The sequence below is a fragment of the Enterobacter sp. I4 genome, from assembly GCF_022669095.1.
Lineage (GTDB): Bacteria > Pseudomonadota > Gammaproteobacteria > Enterobacterales > Enterobacteriaceae > Enterobacter > Enterobacter pasteurii.
On the sequence record NZ_JALBUO010000002.1, the window covers coordinates 723,411 to 738,208 of the forward strand.

Below are 14,798 nucleotides of genomic sequence, written 5' to 3' on the forward strand. Positions count from 1 at the left end.
CAGACAAATACTGTGGCTATACGAGTCAAATTAAGAAAAAGACCCGTGTACAGAGAATGTGGCAGTTTTTAATGTTGTTTGCGGAGATGGAAAGGGAAATTGCCGTTTGAAACAGGCCGGGTAAGCGACAGCGCCACCCGGCTAATCTTTAAGCGCGATCGACCGTAAACGCGATCACGTCGCCCAGCTGTTCCGCGCCAAGCGCCAGCATGACCAGACGATCCACGCCCAGCGCCACGCCGGAGCAGTCCGGCAGACCGGCCTTAAGCGCTTCCAGCAGGTTGGTATCAATCGGCTGCTGCGGCAGGCCGCGCGCGTTGCGCTTGCGGTTATCCTGCTCAAAACGCTGCTGCTGTTCACGCGCGTCGGTCAGCTCGTGGAAACCGTTCGCCAGCTCGATGCCTTTGTAATACACCTCAAAGCGCTCCGCCACGCGGTGATCTTCGGTGCTGATCTGCGCCAGCGAGGCCTGGCTGGCCGGGAAGTGATAAACAAACGTCGGACGATCTTTGCCAATCTGGGGTTCAACGCCAAAGGTGAACAGCAGCTGCAGCAGCGTGTCGCGGTCCTCTTCGGTATCCGCCACGTTGCTCAGATCCAGCTTTGCAGCCGCCTCACGCAGCTGGGTTTTATCGGCCGAGAGCGGATCGATTTCCAGATGGCGCTGGAAGGCCTGCTGATAGGAGAGCGTCTCGGCTTCCGCGCAATCCAGCACCTGCTGCAGCAGATCGTCGACTTCGTTCATCAGGCGATACATGTCGTAGTGCGGGCGATACCACTCCAGCATGGTAAATTCAGGATTGTGGTGGCGGCCCATCTCTTCATTACGGAAGCTACGGCACAGCTGATACACCGGGCCACACCCGGCCGCCAGCAGACGCTTCATATGGTATTCCGGGCTGGTCATCAGATACAGATTCATGCCCTGAGAGTGGCCAGGGCCAACAAAACGGGTTTCAAACGGGACCAGATGAATATCCGTGACCGTTGCCTGACTCATGCACGGCGTTTCCACCTCCAGGACTCCGCGGTCGGCAAAGAAGCGGCGGATCTCCGCCATAATTGCCGCGCGCTTTAACAGGTTTGGAATGGATGCGCTCGGCTGCCAGGTGGCCGTTTCGCTCATGAGTATTTTCTCCGATTTCATACAAGGGCACGAAGTCTACTCGCAAGCCGGAGCAGAGACAAATTTTGCGCAGTAAAAGTCCCTTTTCATTACGCAGAAAAATACTGTGACGAAATTCATTAATCACGATGATAAATCACCGCACAGAACAGCAAAAAAATCGAACACGTCAAATTTCCCTTCCATCTACGCGGTTATACTGTTTTACCCATAAAGGAGCAGTGGAATCGCTTCCGCAACCGCCCGTTCGGGCAGGTGAACGACCTTTAGCTCATCGCGTTGCGGGAAAACAAAAATCTGGAGGAATGTCGTGCAAACTTTTCAAGCCGATCTTGCCGTAATAGGCGCTGGCGGGGCTGGATTACGCGCTGCAATCGCAGCAGCACAAGCCAATCCGAACGCTAAAATCGCACTGATTTCAAAAGTCTACCCGATGCGCAGCCATACGGTGGCCGCAGAAGGAGGGTCCGCCGCCGTCGCGCAGGATCATGACAGCTTCGAATACCATTTCCACGACACGGTTGCAGGGGGCGACTGGCTTTGCGAACAGGATGTCGTTGATTACTTCGTACACCATTGCCCAACGGAAATGACCCAGCTTGAACAGTGGGGATGCCCGTGGAGCCGACGTCCGGACGGCAGCGTCAACGTCCGCCGCTTCGGTGGAATGAAGATCGAACGTACCTGGTTTGCCGCCGATAAAACCGGCTTCCACATGCTGCACACCCTGTTCCAGACGTCACTCCAGTTCCCACAAATTCAGCGCTTCGACGAACACTTCGTTCTCGACATTCTGGTGGACGACGGCCAGGCGCGCGGCCTGGTGGCGATGAACATGATGGAAGGCACGCTGGTCCAGATCCGCGCCAGCGCGGTAGTCATGGCGACCGGCGGCGCGGGCCGCGTTTATCGCTACAACACCAACGGCGGCATCGTGACCGGAGACGGTATGGGCATGGCGCTCAGCCATGGCGTGCCGCTGCGCGATATGGAGTTCGTGCAGTATCACCCAACCGGCCTGCCCGGCTCCGGCATTCTGATGACGGAAGGCTGCCGCGGCGAAGGCGGCATTCTGGTCAACAAAAACGGCTATCGCTATTTGCAGGATTACGGCATGGGTCCGGAAACCCCGCTCGGCGAGCCGAAAAACAAATACATGGAGCTCGGCCCGCGCGATAAAGTCTCTCAGGCCTTCTGGCACGAGTGGCGCAAAGGCAACACCATCTCCACGCCGCGCGGCGACGTGGTTCATCTCGACCTGCGTCACCTGGGCGAGAAGAAGCTGCTGGAGCGTCTGCCGTTCATCTGCGAGCTGGCGAAGGCCTACGTGGGCGTCGACCCGGTGAAAGAGCCGATTCCGGTTCGTCCAACCGCGCACTACACCATGGGCGGTATTGAAACCGATCAGCAGTGCGAAACCCGCATCAAAGGGCTGTTTGCGGTGGGCGAATGCTCCTCCGTCGGCCTGCACGGCGCAAACCGTCTTGGGTCTAACTCGCTGGCTGAGCTGGTGGTCTTTGGCCGCATGGCGGGCGAGCGCGCGATGGAGCGTGCCGCAACCGCAGGCGAAGCAAACGGCGCGGCGCTGGATGCGCAGGCCGCAGACGTCGAGAAGCGTCTGAAAGGCCTGGTAAACCAGGAAGGCAACGAAAACTGGTCGAAGATCCGCGACGAAATGGGTCTCTCAATGGAAGAGGGCTGCGGGATCTACCGTACGCCAGAGCTGATGCAGAAAACCGTCGACAAGCTGGCGGAACTGCAGGAGCGCTTCAAGCGCGTGCGCATCACCGACACCTCCAGCGTCTTCAACACCGACCTGCTCTACACCATTGAGCTGGGCCACGGCCTGAACGTCGCGGAGTGTATGGCCCATTCAGCCCTGGCTCGTAAAGAGTCGCGCGGTGCGCACCAGCGCCTGGATGAAGGCTGCACAGAACGTGACGACGTTAATTTCCTTAAACACACTCTCGCCTGGCGCGATGCGGATGGCACCACCCGTCTGGGCTACAGCGACGTGAAAATCACCACGCTGCCACCAGCGAAACGCGTGTACGGTGCAGAAGCAGAAGCCGCCGATAAGAAGGAGAAGGCGAATGGCTGAGATGCAAAAACTGAAAGTTGAAGTGGTGCGCTACAATCCGGAAGTGGACACCGCGCCGCACAGCGCTTTTTATGAAGTCCCTTACGACGAGCAAACCTCCCTGCTGGATGCGCTCGGCTATATCAAAGATAACCTGGCGCCAGACCTGAGCTACCGCTGGTCCTGCCGCATGGCAATCTGCGGCTCCTGCGGCATGATGGTCAACAAGGTGCCGAAGCTGGCGTGCAAAACCTTCCTGCGTGATTACACCAAAGGCATCAAGGTTGAAGCGCTGGGCAACTTCCCGATCGAGCGCGATCTGGTGGTTGATATGACCCACTTTATCGAAAGCCTGGAAGCGATTAAGCCGTACATTATCGGCAACCCGCGCACGCCGGATCAGGGGCCCAACACCCAAACGCCGGCCCAGATGGCGAAATACCATCAGTTCTCCGGCTGCATTAACTGCGGCCTGTGCTACGCCGCCTGTCCGCAGTTTGGCCTGAACCCTGAGTTCATCGGCCCGGCGGCGATCACGCTGGCTCACCGCTACAACGAGGATAGCCGCGACAACGGTAAAAAAGAACGTATGGCGCAGCTTAACAGCCAGAACGGCGTCTGGAGCTGTACTTTTGTGGGCTACTGCTCCGAAGTGTGTCCGAAGCACGTCGACCCGGCCGCCGCCATTCAGCAGGGTAAGGTGGAAAGCTCGAAAGACTTTCTTATCGCCACCCTGAAACCACGCTAAGGAGTGCATGATGACGACTAAACGCAAAGCCTACGTGCGGCCGATGCCGTCCACCTGGTGGAAAAAACTGCCGTTTTATCGCTTCTATATGCTGCGTGAAGGCACGGCAGTTCCTGCGGTCTGGTTCAGCCTCGAACTGCTGTACGGCGTTTTTGCCCTCAAGCACGGCCCGGAAGCCTGGGCGAGCTTTGTGGGCTTCCTGCAAAACCCAATCATCGTTGTTCTGAACCTGATTGTGCTCGCAGCCGCGCTGCTTCATACCAAAACCTGGTTTGAACTGGCGCCAAAAGCCGCGAACATTATTGTAAAAGGCGAGAAAATGGGACCAGAGCCGGTCATTAAAGGGCTCTGGGGAGTGACGGCAGTGGTCTCTGTAGTCATTCTGTTTGTCGCACTGTTCTGGTAAGGAGACTATTGTGATCAATCCAAATCCAAAACGTTCAGACGAGCCGGTCTTCTGGGGCCTGTTTGGCGCAGGCGGCATGTGGAGCGCCATTATTGCCCCGGTCATCATCCTGCTGGTCGGGATTATGCTGCCGCTGGGGCTGTTCCCGGGCGACGCGCTGAGCTACGAGCGCGTGATGGCCTTTGCGAGCAGCTTTATTGGCCGCGCGTTCATCTTCCTGACGATCGTTCTGCCGCTGTGGTGCGGCCTGCACCGTATCCACCATGCGATGCACGATCTGAAAATCCATGTACCGAGCGGTAAATGGGTCTTCTACGGTCTGGCGACCATTCTGACGGTGGTCACGCTGATTGCCGTGGTCACTATCTGAGTGAACAGGCCCGCCATCCGGCGGGCCTTTTATTTTTTCATCTTCTCCACCAGCCACCCGGCAAATTCACGCATGGCAGGGGTTTCCGCCCGCGACTGCAGTCTGGTCAGCCAGTAACTGCCGAGATCGATCTGCGTCGCAAACGGCTGCACAATGCGCTCGCTGGCTAACTGATGGGTAAACATATCGACGGGCGCGATGGCTATGCCCACGCCCGCCTGCGCCGCTTCCAGCATCGTGACTGACGAATCGAACACCATCACACGATGCGTTGGTGAAGGCGGGAGTTCGCCAGCTGCCTGCATCCACGCGCTCCACTCGTCGCGTCGGTAGGAGCGCAGCAGCGTAAACCTGAGGATGTCGGACGGACTGTGCAGTTCGGCGGCGATATCCGGCGTGCACAGCGGCGCGAGCGGCGCATGGCAAAGAAACTCGGCCTCGGTGCCGTGCCACGCCCCTCCACCGTAGCGGATGGTGTAATCAAGACCTTCGGCAGCCGGATCGACGCGGTTGTTATGGGTAGAAAGCTGAAGATCGATGTGCGGATAGCTGCGGCGAAAATCATCCAGACGGGAGAATAAAACGCCGGTCGCGAACGTGCCCACCACGCCGATTTTCAGCTTCTCCTGCGCGCGATGGTTAGCAAAGCGATCCAGCATTCCGGCTATACGGTCAAACGAATCATTCAGCACCGGCAGCAGGTTCTCGCCCTCGGTGGTCAGCATCAGCCCGCGCGAAACGCGGACAAACAGCTGACAGTTCAGATGCTGCTCCAGCGCTTTCACATGCTGGCTAATGGCCGAGTGCGTCACGTTCAGCTCAATGGCCGCATGCGTAAAGCTGAGATGCCTTGCGGCCGCTTCAAAGGCTCGAAGCGAATTAAGGGGGAGATAGCTTCGCGTCATGGCCTCATCCGTTAGAAAAATTAACAGCTAATGCTAAATTTAACCGTTTGTCAGATACAGTCAAATCCAACAGACTAGGCCTGTCTGACGGGCCCGGACATCCCCTTGACTCGCTATTACGGAAGATTACTGATGATGAAAAAATCCCTTTGCTGCGCCCTGCTGCTCGGCGTTTCTTGCTCTGCTCTGGCCGCGCCGGTGTCGGATAAACAGCTGGCGCAGGTGGTCGCGGATACGATTACGCCGCTGATGAAGGCCCAGTCCATTCCCGGCATGGCGGTGGCCGTTATTTATCAGGGTAAACCGCACTACTACACCTTCGGCAAAGCCGACGTCGCGGCCAACAAACCGGTCACCCCAGATACCCTGTTCGAGCTGGGCTCTATAAGTAAAACCTTCACCGGGGTATTGGGTGGGGATGCTGTCGCTCGCGGTGAAATTTCTCTGGGCGATCCGGTGACCAAATACTGGCCTGAGCTGACAGGCAAGCAGTGGCAGGGCATTCGGATGCTGGATCTGGCGACCTACACCGCCGGCGGTTTGCCGCTACAGGTACCGGATGCGGTGACGGATAACGCCTCACTGCTGCGCTTCTATCAACGGTGGCAGCCGCAGTGGAAGCCGGGCACAACACGTCTTTATGCAAACGCCAGCATCGGCCTGTTCGGGGCGCTGGCGGTTAAACCTTCCGGCATGCGTTACGAGCAGGCAATGACCGAGCGGGTATTTAAACCGCTGGCGCTGCATCACACCTGGATTAACGTTCCAGAAGCGGAAGAGAAAAATTACGCCTGGGGCTACCGTGATGGTAAAGCCGTTCACGTTTCGCCGGGAATGCTGGACGCGGAAGCCTATGGCGTCAAAACCAACGTGCAGGATATGGCAGACTGGGTGATGGCAAACATGGCACCGGAGAAGGTCGCTGACGCCTCACTTAAGCAGGGCATCGCGCTGGCGCAGTCGCGCTACTGGCGGATAGGTTCAATGTACCAGGGTCTGGGCTGGGAGATGCTCAACTGGCCGGTGGAGGCCAAAACGGTGGTCGAGGGGAGTGACGGCAAGGTGGCGCTGGCCGCCTTGCCGGCGGTCGAGGTAGTTCCTCCGGCACCGCCTGTAAAAGCCTCCTGGGTGCACAAAACCGGATCGACTGGCGGGTTCGGCAGCTACGTGGCCTTTATTCCGGAAAAACAGATCGGGATCGTGATGCTGGCGAATAAAAGTTACCCCAACCCGGCGCGCGTTGACGCGGGTTATCGTATTTTGAGCGCGCTGAAGTAAAACACTGCCGGGTAGCGGCTTCACCCTACCCGGCCACATCCACATTTTCCTGCCGTCATCTACACTTAACAAAAAACGGTAAGGAAATTCTTATGCGCATTCTGTCCGTTATTGCCGTCGTGACGGCCGCATTTTTAGCTGTGGCCTGCAGTTCCCCCACTCCCCCGCCCGGCGTTACGGTGGTTAGCAACTTCGACGCACAGCGCTTCCTCGGTACGTGGTATGAAATCGCCCGTATGGATCATCAATTTGAACGCGGTTTAGAGAAAGTCACGGCCACCTACAGCGCGATGGATGACGGCGGGATCCAGGTCGTTAATCGCGGCTATAACCCGGATCGGCAGATGTGGCAGCAGTCGGTTGGTCAGGCCTATTTCACCGGCGCGTCGAACCGCGCCGCGCTGAAGGTCTCCTTCTTCGGCCCGTTCTACGGCGGGTATAACGTCATTGCGCTGGACAGAGAGTACCGCCACGCGCTGATCTGTGGGCCGGATCGCAACTACCTGTGGATCCTCTCCCGCACGCCAGCGATCTCTGCGGAAATGAAGCAGCAGATGCTTAACGTTGCGACCCGGCAAGGGTTTGATGTGACGAAATTAATCTGGGTGAAACAGCCGCATTAGTGCGTGCTGAGTTTTAACCCAATGATACCCGCGACAATCAATGCGAGGCTGGCAATACGCGCCAGGCTCGCGGATTCCCCCAGCAGGAGAATGCCGGTAATGGCAGCGCCTACCGCGCCAATTCCCGTCCAGACAGCGTAAGCCGTCCCTACGGGCAGGGTGCGCATCGACCATGAAAGCATGACGATACTGACAATCATCGCGGCAATGGTAATAACGCTGGGCGTCAGGCGGGTAAAACCGTGGGTGTATTTCAGGCCAATAGCCCATACCACTTCGAGTAAACCGGCAATAACAAGAACGATCCAGGACATAACAGGCTCCTTAACTTAACGACAAGTTGGGGCCGTCCCCGATGAGTGATGCGCTTGCGGGTCGTCCCGCAAGGCAGAGATTGAGCCTCTTATTTTGGTTAGCGAGAAATTTTTTTTCAATCCTTTTCTGCTGAACGCGTTAAGGCAAGAAATAGCCTCTGTAAGGCACGTAGTTCCGGCATTTATAACTCATCCGACTTCTCTATGATGTTAGGCTTTCTGATGGCAGGAAGCCAAACCACTAGCCGACTGCGAATATTTTATGTTCAAAATTCTTTTGGTTGACCGTTGTCACTTCACCCGCACGGGATTTGAAGCATGGCTCAATCATTCCGGCCTGTTTCCGGGTCAATTCGTCGTAACCGGGTTAAATAATCTCTTTCTTGCCAGAGAGCATATTTTGCAATGGAAGCCTTCGCTGGTGATCGCCGATTTATATAGCTTTCGGCAGGATATGCACCACTTCCAGCAGCTCTCTTCCCTGCTGATTGCCAGCGAAACGCTGCCTTTTATACTGCTGCAGTCGGGGCAGGAGCAGGAGATGACGGATTATCTTGCGCATTACCCGGTATGGTCTTCGCTGTCGAAGCATACCGATCTGGAAGGATTAGCGACGGTTATCAATGACGCCCTGACGTCATGCGCCACTGCGGAAATACCAAAAGTTGCGGCACCGCTGCTGACGCGTCAGGAAGAGAGAGTGCTGACTTTGTGGATGGATGGCGCAAGCAACCAGAAGATTGCCAGCAATTTACGTATTAACGGTAAGACGGTATATACGTACAAACGCAACATCCGCATGAAGCTGCATATGGATACGCGCTATTCCCCGTTTTTATCGCTACAGGAAGCGGAGAATTGACGGTACGGTGAAACCAGGCGCCGTACCGTCGCTTTCATTAGTTCTGAGCTTTAGTTGCTGCACCAGAAATAGCGTTACCACCGTCGGAGATATCTTCCCCTACGCCACGGGTGGTGTTACATGCAGTCAGTACCGAAGAAAGCACCAGAACAGAAAAGATCGCTGCAATTGTTTTCTTAACCATAATATCTTCCTTTTATAGCCAAAGTTATTTTGTGTATAGCAACTTAAGAATAGACAAGATCTTGTCGTTTGACGGAAAAGGAAGAATTTTTAGGAAAATTAGACGGAATTAGCTGGCAGCATGGGAAATGATATGGCCGAGATCCTGGATATCTTCACCCACGCCACGCGCGGTGTTGCAACCGGAGAGAATGGCGCCGGAGAGCGCTAACAGAAGCAGAATTTTAACGGTGCGTTTCATCTTCCCTGCCTGCAAAATCAGGCGCAGCGGGCGCTGCGCCTTATATCATCACGTAAATTACTTCACGCGGGATACGTATTCGCCGGAGCGGGTATCCACTTTGATCACTTCACCAATCTGAACGAACAGCGGCACTTTTACCACAGCGCCGGTGGACAGCGTTGCTGGCTTGCCGCCGGTACCTGCGGTATCACCTTTCAGGCCTGGATCGGTTTCAACGATTTCCAGCTCAACGAAGTTCGGAGGCGTAACGGCGATAGGCTGACCATTCCACAGGGTCACGATGCACTCAGCCTGATCCAGCAGCCATTTGGCGTTGTCGCCAATCGCTTTCGCGTCAGCAGACAGCTGCTCGAAGGTTTCGTTGTTCATGAAGTGCCAGAACTCACCGTCGTTGTACAGGTAAGTCAGGTTCATATCGACAACATCAGCGCCTTCAGCGGAGTCAGTAGATTTGAAGGTTTTCTCAACACGGGTACCGGTCAGGAGGCGGCGCAGCTTAACGCGCGCAAATGCCTGGCCTTTACCTGGTTTAACGAATTCGCTGGCTTCAACCGCGTACGGTTCGCCGTCCATCATGATTTTAAGACCAGCACGAAAATCGTTGCTATAGTACGTTGCCATAAGGCCCTCTAAATTTGTTAACTGGTAGCTAAGCCACAAAATGGCGCATATTGTAACCCTAAACACCCCGTCCAGAGAAGATTGGTTATCGCAACTTGCCGATGTAATCACCAGTCCTGATGAATTGCTGCGTCTTTTAGACCTCGAACAGCATGAAACGTTGCGTGCAGGCCGTGAGGCGAAGCGCCTTTTCGCCCTGCGCGTTCCCCGCGCGTTTGTTGCCCGCATGGAAAAAGGGAATCCCGACGATCCATTGCTTAAACAAACGCTTACCTCTCAGGACGAGTTTATTACGGCACCAGGATACAGCACCGATCCTCTGGAAGAGCAGAACAGTGTGGTACCGGGGTTGCTGCATAAATATCGCAACCGTGCCCTGCTGCTGGTAAAGGGCGGCTGCGCGGTAAATTGCCGCTATTGCTTCCGTCGTCACTTCCCTTATGCCGAAAATCAGGGCAACAAGCGCAACTGGCAGGTGGCGCTGGACTACATCGCGGCGCACCCGGAGCTGGATGAGATCATCTTCTCCGGCGGCGATCCGCTGATGGCTAAAGATCATGAGCTGGACTGGCTGCTGACTCAGCTTGAGTCCGTTCCGCACGTTAAGCGTCTGCGCATTCACAGCCGTCTGCCGATCGTGATCCCGGCGCGTATTACCGACGCGCTGGTCACGCGCCTCGAACAGTCCCGTTTGCAGGTGCTGCTGGTGAACCATATCAACCATGCGAATGAAATTGACGCAGACTTTCGTGCATCGATGGCGCGTTTGCGTATGGCGGGCGTCACGCTGCTCAACCAGAGCGTACTGCTGCGCGGCGTAAACGACAGCGCCCGCGTGCTGGCCGATCTCAGCAATGCCTTATTTGATGCGGGCGTGATGCCGTATTACCTGCACGTTCTGGATCGCGTACAGGGTGCGGCACACTTCATGGTGACGGATGACGAGGCCCGACAGATTATGCGCGAACTGTTAACGCTGGTTTCAGGTTATATGGTGCCGAAGCTGGCACGCGAGATTGGCGGAGAGCCGAGCAAGACGCCGCTGGATTTGCAGCTTCGGCAACGCTAGCTTCCCTAACCCTCTCCCTGCGGGGAGAGGGAAAAGGCTATCAGTTCGGGCACTTATAGACCTGGCCGTTCATCTGGCTGGCGGTCGGCACAAAGCTGGACAGCATCCCCTGCGTCGGGCTGCTTACGCCGTAAATCACGTTACCGCCCATTGCCGCAGCCTGATTACGCAGGGCGTTGGCCGCACCGCGCATAGAGCCGCCCTCTTCGCCGTGCTGTCCCGACATCCAGTTGCTTTGCTCGCCGGTGGCGGTGCCTAACAGCTGGCATTCGCTGCCCGGCTTATCTTCCACAAAGCGAACGCTCTGGCCCGCTGCCGTCAGCTCATTGCTGGTGCTACAACCCGCCAGCAGCAATGCTGCACCTACAATCCCTGCACAGACTTTTATGCGCATGTTATTCCTCGTTTTCAATAAGCTGGACAGTAGTTGTCCGCGTGTAAACCTTATACTAAAAAGATGACCAAAAGAAAAATGCTGAGCATTTCTGCGAGCCAGATTCCGCCCGGCACTCCTCCGACATCTTAAATGAATTCTGATAATAACCTTTGGGATATCGTGTTTTAGCCCCCGATCGTTTTTAGTGGTGCGACGTACAACTTTTGTACGCGACTAGAACAGGGGGTTTCATGAGTGCATCATCCTCAGGAGAGGAAAAAGTGACATGGGTGGGCTATCTGGCGTTCGTGCTCACCATCGTATTTTTCTCAGGCTTTTTCGCCAAAAGCACCGAATGGTGGCGGGTGCTGGATTTTACCGTCTTAAACGGCAGCTTTGGGCCGGTGAACGGCGCGCTAACGTTTCGCGGCGAGGGCGGCTCGGGGGCGAAAGACGGTTTCTTGTTTGCCCTTGAGCTGGCGCCGTCGGTCATTTTATCGCTCGGGATCATTGCCGTCACCGAAGGGCTGGGCGGGCTGCGTGCCGCCCAAAAGCTTATGACGCCCGTTTTGCGCCCGCTGCTTGGCGTGCCGGGCATTTGCTCTCTGGCGCTTATCGCCAACCTGCAAAACACCGATGCAGCCGCAGGGATGACCAAAGAGTTGACCGACGAAGGGGCGATAACGGACCATGAGCGCGCCATTTTCGCCACCTTCCAGACCAGCGGTAGCGCCATTATTACTAACTACTTTTCTTCCGGAGCAGCCCTCTTTGCCTTCATTACCGTCCCGGCGATCGCGCCGCTGGCGGTCATTCTGGTGTTCAAATTTGTTGGCGCCAACTTCCTGCGGCTGTGGATCGCCCACTTGGAACATCGTCGTATTCAGGAGGAAAAATGATCGCCCAGCCGCGTAAAAATATGATGGACATGTTTATCGATGGCGCCCGCCGCGGCTTCACCATCGCCACCACCAGCCTGCTGCCGAACGTGGTTATGGCGTTTGTCCTCATTCAGGCGCTCAAGGTCACTGGCCTGCTGGATGTTGTCGGCAGGATATGCGAGCCGATTATGGCGCTGTGGGGACTTCCGGGCGCGGCGGCTACGGTCCTTCTTGCCTCGGTGATGAGTATGGGCGGCGGCGTGGGGGTTTGCGCCAGCCTGGTCGTTGCCGGCACGCTCAGCGGCCATGATGCCACCATCCTGCTGCCCGCCATCTACCTGATGGGCAATCCGGTGCAAAACACGGGCCGCTGCCTCGGCACCGCGGGCGTGAACCCGAAATATTACCCGCACATAATTACTCTCTGCGTCATTAATGCCCTGCTCTCAATGTGGGTGATGCAGCTACTCTTCTGAGGAGATAAAAATGGATTTTTCAGTGCCGGAATCCCCGCGTTTCCGAAATGCACATCTTGTTTGAGTAACGGCTCGACGGGCAATAAAAAACCCCGGGCATCGCTGCCCGGGGTTCGTTCTGAAAGGTTCAGAACAACATGATTACATCATGCCGCCCATTCCACCCATGCCGCCCATACCGCCAGCAGCACCTAAGTCAGGCGCGTCGCCTTTAGGCAGGTCGGTTACCATGCACTCGGTAGTGATCATCAGGCCAGCTACAGATGCCGCGTACTGCAGAGCAGAACGGGTAACTTTAGTTGGATCCAGGATACCGAAGTCGATCATGTTGCCGTATTCTTCCGTTGCAGCGTTGTAACCGTAGTTACCTTCACCCGCCTTCACGTTGTTCGCTACCACAGACGGCTCTTCACCGGCGTTGGATACGATCTGACGCAGAGGAGCTTCCATTGCGCGCAGCGCAACTTTGATACCCACGTTCTGGTCTTCGTTCTGAGCGGTCAGGCCAGCCAGTTTAGCGGCTACACGCACCAGCGCGACACCACCACCAGCAACCACGCCTTCTTCTACCGCAGCACGGGTCGCGTGCAGGGCATCGTCAACGCGAGCTTTCTTCTCTTTCATTTCAACTTCGGTTGCAGCACCCACTTTGATTACCGCAACGCCGCCTGCCAGTTTCGCCACGCGCTCCTGCAGTTTTTCACGGTCGTAATCGGAAGTTGCTTCTTCGATCTGCTTGCGGATCTGACCAACGCGGCCCTGAATAGCGGCTTCTTCACCCACACCGTCGATGATGGTGGTGGTGTCTTTGTTGATCACAACGCGTTTCGCCTGGCCCAGGTCTTCCAGGGTCGCTTTTTCCAGCTCCATACCGATCTCTTCAGAGATCACGGTACCACCGGTCAGGGTAGCGATATCCTGCAGCATCGCTTTACGGCGATCGCCGAAGCCAGGTGCTTTAACCGCAGCCACTTTCACGATGCCGCGCATGGTGTTGACCACCAGCGTTGCCAGCGCTTCGCCTTCAACATCTTCAGCGATGATAACCAGCGGCTTGCCTGCTTTCGCAACGGCTTCCAGTACTGGCAGCATTTCGCGGATGTTGGAGATTTTCTTGTCAGCCAGCAGGATGAACGGGCTTTCCAGCTCAACGGCGCCAGTTTCTGGCTTGTTGATGAAGTATGGGGACAGGTAACCGCGATCGAACTGCATACCTTCAACCACGTCCAGTTCGTCTTCCAGACCGGTACCGTCTTCAACGGTGATAACGCCTTCTTTACCGACTTTATCCATCGCTTCAGCGATCAGTTTACCTACGGTTTCGTCGGAGTTAGCGGAGATGGTACCAACCTGAGCAATAGCTTTAGAGTCAGAGCACGGTACGGACAGCGCTTTCAGTTCTTCAACAGCGGACGCGACAGCTTTGTCGATACCACGTTTCAGATCCATTGGGTTCATGCCCGCAGCAACAGCTTTCAGGCCTTCGGTGATGATCGCCTGCGCCAGTACGGTCGCGGTGGTGGTACCGTCACCTGCTGCATCGTTCGCTTTAGAGGCAACTTCTTTCACCATCTGCGCACCCATGTTTTCGAACTTGTCTTCCAGCTCGATTTCACGTGCAACAGAAACACCATCTTTGGTGATGGTTGGTGCGCCGAAGGATTTATCCAGCACTACGTTACGGCCTTTCGGGCCCAGGGTGACTTTCACTGCGTCTGCCAGTACGTTTACGCCGCGGAGCATTTTTACACGAGCGTCGTTACCGAATTTTACGTCTTTAGCTGCCATGTTCTTATTTCCTCAAATTCGTACAGTTTCGTGCGTTAATTACGCTTCAACAATTGCCAGAATATCGCTCTCGGACATGATCAACACTTCTTCATTGTCGATCTTCTCGGATTTCACGCCGTAGCCATCGTTGAAAATGACGATGTCACCAACTTTAACGTCCAGCGGCTGCACAGTTCCGTTTTCCAGGATGCGGCCCTTACCGACAGCGATGATTTCGCCACGCGTTGATTTTGCTGCTGCAGAACCGGTCAGAACGATACCGCCAGCAGACTTGGTTTCAACTTCTTTACGTTTGACGATCACACGATCATGTAACGGACGAATACTCATTGATAGCTCTCCTTTGAGAAAGTCATTATCAGTTATGGATGACGCCGGTCCGCATGCGGTTTTCCGGCTAGTGCCCTGAGAGATGGGGATAGCTTTTTACCCCTTCAAGGGGTAG

19 protein-coding genes are annotated in these 14,798 nt (G+C 55.9%); 10 read left to right on the forward strand and 9 right to left on the reverse strand.

Translation table 11 applies throughout. The features are described from left to right. Positions 1-148: 148 nt before the first annotated feature. On the reverse strand, positions 149-1,126 hold the full coding sequence (gene epmA / locus MOQ06_RS15745; RefSeq protein WP_176608906.1) for an elongation factor P--(R)-beta-lysine ligase: 978 nt from the start codon (positions 1,124-1,126) through the stop codon (positions 149-151). A 310-nt stretch (positions 1,127-1,436) separates the two neighbouring features. Here epmA and frdA point away from each other — a divergent pair, with 310 nt between their 5' ends. From frdA to frdD, 4 genes are read left to right on the forward strand one after another with little or no spacing between them, the layout of a single operon-like run. Continuing rightward, entirely contained in the window at positions 1,437-3,227 is a 1,791-nt protein-coding gene (gene frdA / locus MOQ06_RS15750; protein WP_148421839.1) for a fumarate reductase (quinol) flavoprotein subunit, read from the forward strand. After that, positions 3,220-3,954, forward strand: a complete 735-nt coding sequence (frdB, locus tag MOQ06_RS15755; protein WP_148421837.1) for a fumarate reductase iron-sulfur protein — start codon at positions 3,220-3,222, stop codon at positions 3,952-3,954. The genes frdA and frdB overlap by 8 nt, the downstream gene beginning before the upstream one ends. Positions 3,955-3,964: 10 nt before the next feature. Beyond that, the gene (frdC, locus tag MOQ06_RS15760) at positions 3,965-4,360 is read left to right on the forward strand and encodes a fumarate reductase subunit FrdC (protein WP_242174440.1); all 396 of its coding nucleotides are present in this window, start codon (positions 3,965-3,967) and stop codon (positions 4,358-4,360) included. Positions 4,361-4,370: 10 nt separating this feature from the next. After that, positions 4,371-4,730: a fumarate reductase subunit FrdD gene (gene frdD, locus MOQ06_RS15765; protein WP_148421835.1), complete on the forward strand. Its 360-nt coding sequence runs from the start codon at positions 4,371-4,373 to the stop codon at positions 4,728-4,730. Positions 4,731-4,759: 29 nt separating this feature from the next. Here the strand turns inward: frdD and ampR are convergent, their stop codons facing one another. Beyond that, positions 4,760-5,635 carry a LysR family transcriptional regulator AmpR gene (ampR, locus tag MOQ06_RS15770; RefSeq protein ID WP_176608907.1) on the reverse strand — a complete coding sequence of 292 codons (876 nt, stop codon included), beginning with the start codon at positions 5,633-5,635 and terminating at the stop codon, positions 4,760-4,762. Positions 5,636-5,767: 132 nt separating this feature from the next. Here ampR and blaACT point away from each other — a divergent pair, with 132 nt between their 5' ends. Both blaACT and MOQ06_RS15780 read left to right on the forward strand, forming a co-directional pair. Next, positions 5,768-6,913, forward strand: a complete 1,146-nt coding sequence (gene blaACT / locus MOQ06_RS15775) for an ACT family cephalosporin-hydrolyzing class C beta-lactamase (RefSeq protein WP_176608908.1) — start codon at positions 5,768-5,770, stop codon at positions 6,911-6,913. 92 nt (positions 6,914-7,005) lie between these two features. After that, positions 7,006-7,536 (forward strand): lipocalin family protein, encoded by a 531-nt coding sequence (locus MOQ06_RS15780; protein ID WP_176608909.1) that lies wholly within the window; start codon positions 7,006-7,008, stop codon positions 7,534-7,536. On the opposite strand, the gene sugE is transcribed toward MOQ06_RS15780, so the two are convergent. Beyond that, complete coding sequence (gene sugE / locus MOQ06_RS15785; protein ID WP_063450951.1) at positions 7,533-7,850, reverse strand: quaternary ammonium compound efflux SMR transporter SugE; 318 nt, start codon at positions 7,848-7,850, stop codon at positions 7,533-7,535. The two genes, MOQ06_RS15780 and sugE, sit on opposite strands and share 4 nt — an antisense overlap. Positions 7,851-8,112: 262 nt before the next feature. Between sugE and MOQ06_RS15790 the strand changes: the two genes are divergently transcribed. Further along, on the forward strand, positions 8,113-8,712 hold the full coding sequence (locus tag MOQ06_RS15790) for a LuxR C-terminal-related transcriptional regulator (protein ID WP_148421829.1): 600 nt from the start codon (positions 8,113-8,115) through the stop codon (positions 8,710-8,712). Between the two features lie 37 nt (positions 8,713-8,749). Here MOQ06_RS15790 and ecnB read toward each other — a convergent pair whose 3' ends face one another. The 3 genes from ecnB to efp form a co-directional block, all read right to left on the reverse strand. Then, entirely contained in the window at positions 8,750-8,896 is a 147-nt protein-coding gene (gene ecnB, locus MOQ06_RS15795; RefSeq protein WP_003855942.1) for a lipoprotein toxin entericidin B, read from the reverse strand. Between the two features lie 108 nt (positions 8,897-9,004). Further along, positions 9,005-9,136, reverse strand: coding sequence for an entericidin A/B family lipoprotein (locus MOQ06_RS15800; RefSeq protein ID WP_148421825.1), 132 nt, complete (start codon positions 9,134-9,136; stop codon positions 9,005-9,007). A gap of 57 nt (positions 9,137-9,193) precedes the next feature. Continuing rightward, complete coding sequence (gene efp, locus MOQ06_RS15805) at positions 9,194-9,760, reverse strand: elongation factor P (RefSeq protein ID WP_003855940.1); 567 nt, start codon at positions 9,758-9,760, stop codon at positions 9,194-9,196. A 40-nt stretch (positions 9,761-9,800) separates the two neighbouring features. Between efp and epmB the strand changes: the two genes are divergently transcribed. Beyond that, complete coding sequence (gene epmB, locus MOQ06_RS15810; RefSeq protein ID WP_242173901.1) at positions 9,801-10,829, forward strand: EF-P beta-lysylation protein EpmB; 1,029 nt, start codon at positions 9,801-9,803, stop codon at positions 10,827-10,829. 40 nt (positions 10,830-10,869) lie between these two features. Here the strand turns inward: epmB and MOQ06_RS15815 are convergent, their stop codons facing one another. Continuing rightward, positions 10,870-11,223: a DUF4156 domain-containing protein gene (locus MOQ06_RS15815; RefSeq protein ID WP_003855938.1), complete on the reverse strand. Its 354-nt coding sequence runs from the start codon at positions 11,221-11,223 to the stop codon at positions 10,870-10,872. A gap of 233 nt (positions 11,224-11,456) precedes the next feature. Here MOQ06_RS15815 and MOQ06_RS15820 point away from each other — a divergent pair, with 233 nt between their 5' ends. Both MOQ06_RS15820 and MOQ06_RS15825 read left to right on the forward strand, forming a co-directional pair. Then, positions 11,457-12,104, forward strand: a complete 648-nt coding sequence (locus MOQ06_RS15820) for a nucleoside recognition domain-containing protein (RefSeq protein WP_242173903.1) — start codon at positions 11,457-11,459, stop codon at positions 12,102-12,104. Then, positions 12,101-12,562, forward strand: a complete 462-nt coding sequence (locus tag MOQ06_RS15825; RefSeq protein WP_176608912.1) for a YjiG family protein — start codon at positions 12,101-12,103, stop codon at positions 12,560-12,562. Before MOQ06_RS15820 ends, MOQ06_RS15825 begins: the two co-directional genes overlap by 4 nt. A 141-nt stretch (positions 12,563-12,703) precedes the next feature. Here the strand turns inward: MOQ06_RS15825 and groL are convergent, their stop codons facing one another. Together groL and MOQ06_RS15835 are read right to left on the reverse strand one after the other, a co-directional pair. Then, entirely contained in the window at positions 12,704-14,350 is a 1,647-nt protein-coding gene (gene groL / locus MOQ06_RS15830) for a chaperonin GroEL (RefSeq protein WP_015572446.1), read from the reverse strand. 39 nt (positions 14,351-14,389) lie between these two features. Further along, positions 14,390-14,683: a co-chaperone GroES gene (locus MOQ06_RS15835; RefSeq protein ID WP_003855929.1), complete on the reverse strand. Its 294-nt coding sequence runs from the start codon at positions 14,681-14,683 to the stop codon at positions 14,390-14,392. Positions 14,684-14,798: the final 115 nt, after the last annotated feature.